The organism is Micromonospora sp. MP36 (assembly GCF_008119785.1).
Taxonomy (GTDB): Bacteria; Actinomycetota; Actinomycetes; order Mycobacteriales; family Micromonosporaceae; genus Micromonospora.
This window is the reverse complement of record NZ_VSFA01000229.1, coordinates 1-3,140: the sequence shown is the minus strand read 5'-3', so window position 1 is coordinate 3,140 and position 3,140 is coordinate 1. Positions and strand designations below refer to the sequence as shown.

The following is a 3,140-nucleotide window of genomic DNA, read 5'->3' as shown; positions in this document are numbered from 1 at the left end:
CGCGCTCGGTGGAGGGCGACATCCACCACGTCACCGTCGAGGCGGCACACCGGTTCCGGGCGGTCGGCTACCTCGACACGTCGCACGGTCGGGTGACGACCACGGTCGAGCAGGCGCTCACCAATCACAACGAGCACTACTGGGGCCCGGGTGAGAGCCCGGACGGCCAGCACGCGGTCTGGACGGACACGTCCACGGTGACGATGTCGGGGCAGGGCTCGGCGCCACGGGTCAGCCGCACCGAGAAGCGGTACACCGTCGACGGTGAGATCACCATCGCGGACGACCGGCTCACCACCCGCATGACGCTCGGCGACTACGCCGACGCGACCACCGCCCGCACCGGGCAGGCGCCCTGGAGCCGGCTGGCGAACACCTTCACCGGTTCGGCGTCGTGGACACTCGGCGTGCCCCGCGACGAGCGGCACGCCGTTGGTGAGTCCGAGCAGCGGTACCGCCTGACGGGTCCGCACGGCACCTGCTACGACCACCGGATCGCCCAGGTCAACGGCACCATCACCGCCGACGAACTGCGCTGCGGGTAGCAGCGAACGCGTGGGCGGGGCCCGCCTGTGGACGACAGGTGTCTTCGCCTAGAGCGGCGAAGCTCCGCAGGGGCGTCTCCTGATCCCGCTGCTGCAAGGTCCCGACAGGCCCGATGTTTTCGCCCTCATGCGGTGGGGCAGCAGGCCCGCAGTTTGCTGCCCCACCACGAGCCGATCGCGGTCCTCAACGCCACCCTGCACCTCATCGCGGTCGTCCAAGCCCACCACTCAGAACTTGGGCGTGCCTACTACCAGCGGAAACTGGGCGAGGGCAAGACGTCAGCCGAGGCCCGTCGCGCCCTAAAACGGCGCCTTGCGAACGTGATCTATCGGCGCATCCTCAAAGATCAAAAAGGTACGCTTGGTGGCGGCTGGACACACAGAGGCGCTGACTTTTGCTGGCCGGGACCGCCTCGGCTACCTTGCGCCGGCCGCCCGCTCCACCTCCGGGTGAGTGGGGCCGACCGGCTCCTTAACCGAAACTAAAGGTTCTCTTAGCGAAGCCACTGGATCTTAGGCCTTACCGTCGGCCGGTCATATCCACAAGGGATACGGGGCCCGGGAGGACATCCAGTGGTCAGACGTAGTGCCGCACGACTCGTCGTCGCTGTCGCAGGAGTGATCGCTCTGCTTGCCGCGGGGCAGACCGCCGCCTTCGCGGCACCGGTGAACGACGACTACTCCGCCGCCATCGCGGTGGAGACCATTCCTTTCACCACCACCATTGATGCCAGCGGAGCAACAACGGGCCCAACCGACCCGACGACCTGCTCCAACAAGGGGTCGGTCTGGTTCACCGTCACCCCCGAGCGGGACGGCCGCCTGCAGGCCGACACGATCGGGAGCGGCTACGACACCGTGCTCTCCGCCTGGCTCGGCGAGCCGGGGGCGTTCACTCAGCTGGCCTGCAACGACGACTACCAGGCCCAGCAGTCGAGGGTCGCCTTCCCGGTCACCGCAGGGACCACCTACCGCTTCATGGTCGGGGTTTGCTGCGGCAACGGCGGGATGGGCGGCGGGTCGCTTCGGTTCTCTGTCAGCTACGTCCCGCCGCCGCCGAACGACAACTTCGCCGACGCGATCGCGGTCACCGGGTTGCCTTACTCGAACACCCAGCCCTATGAGGCTGCCACCCGAGAGGCGGGCGAGACGTCGGTCTGCGCCTCCTCGCAGCACACCACCTGGTACTCGTACACACCGACGACCACAGTGTCGGTCGTCGCCCAGACGAACCCGATGTACGCCGGCATCAACGTGTACCTCGGCTCCTCGCTCGGCGGCCTGTCCTTCGTCCGGTGCACCGGTCTCTACGACTACCGCTCGGTGACCTTCGTGGCGGAAGCCGGCCGGACGTACCTGTTCCAGGTCAGCGGGGACGGCATCGCCTCGCACGCCTTCCAGTTGGCGGAGGCGCCGGATCCCGTCGCCAACTTCGCCTACTACCGGAGCGATCCCAATTCGTTCGACCTCGTGGCGTTCTCCAACACCGCCTACGATCCGGCCGGCGCGGGTCTCGAGTCCTTCGGCTGGGACTTCAGCGACGGCGCGACCTCGACGGAGCCGAACCCCGGCCACCGCTTCCCCCGCGACGGCGACTACCCGGTCCGACTGACAGTGGAGACGCCGGATGGGCGCAGCGACTCGATCACCCGGGTGGTCGAGGTGCGTACCCATGACGTGGCCATCGTGCGGGTGAAGGTGCCGACGAGCGCCCGGGTGGGACAGACCGTCACGGTCGAGGTGCAGGTCCAGAACACCCGGTACGTGGAGAACGTTCAGGTGGACCTCTACAAGAGCGTCGCGGGGGACTACTCCCATCTCGGGGCGCTGAAACAGATGGTTCCGGTCAGCCAAACGGGCAAGACCACCCGCTTTGCGTTCACCTACACCGTGACCGCCGACGACCTGGTCCTCGGGAAGCTCACCTTCCGTGCTGCCGCGGACCTGAGCCCGAACCGGGACGCGATCCCGGCGGACAACGAGCTGCTCTCCACCCCCATCAAGATCATCTGAGAACTCAAGGCCTCCGGGTCCCGGACCCCTGACACGGCCAGTCGACCTGACCGCCGAAAGGGCAGCCGTCTTGATCCACCATCACCAGGCGGCTGCCCTTCCGTCCACCCAACTCAAGTAGATAGCCGCGCGTGATCTTGCATTCAGGTCTTCCTCCCGCTCACGTATCGGCCGCTATGTTGGAGTTTTGCGATAGCGACTGATCACCCGGGAGTTGCCGCGATCTGCTGAAGGGAGACTTCGGTTGCGCGGGTCATCACTGGCGCAACGCCCAGGGACTCCAGATAGGAAGCGGTATCCGTCATCTCCTGGCTGCGGCGCTTGGCGTGAAGCTTTGTGCCAGAGAGGAGGCGATCGATGACGGCATGCCCGTCTCCCGCTAGTTGGGAGGCGATCTGGTCGCGGGCCCATTGTTCATACCCTGCGGCCCGGCTTGCCTCGACTGCCTCCCAGATGATGGAGGCGAGACCCTTCATGAAGATGCTGCGCAGCAGTTTGTGTGCCATGGCCGCACCAGCGGGAGCGTCGAGCAGTTCAACCTTCGCTCCCAAGGCGCTCGTGAGGTCATTGACCGCCTTGGCG

Annotated in this window: 2 protein-coding genes and 1 pseudogene; 2 read left to right on the top strand and 1 reads right to left on the bottom strand. The window is 66.7% G+C overall.

The annotated features are described in order from the left end of the window. Positions 1–545, top strand: a pseudogene (locus FXF52_RS42320) (peptide-N4-asparagine amidase); the annotation flags it as partial. Positions 546–1,118: 573 nt separating this feature from the next. Continuing rightward, a complete protein-coding gene (locus FXF52_RS40775; RefSeq protein ID WP_148804977.1) occupies positions 1,119–2,558 on the top strand; it encodes a PKD domain-containing protein in 1,440 nt (479 codons plus the stop codon). A gap of 203 nt (positions 2,559–2,761) precedes the next feature. Here the strand turns inward: FXF52_RS40775 and FXF52_RS40770 are convergent. After that, a partial coding sequence (locus FXF52_RS40770; RefSeq protein WP_148804976.1) for a DUF1932 domain-containing protein occupies positions 2,762–3,140 on the bottom strand: 379 nt, incomplete at its 5' end.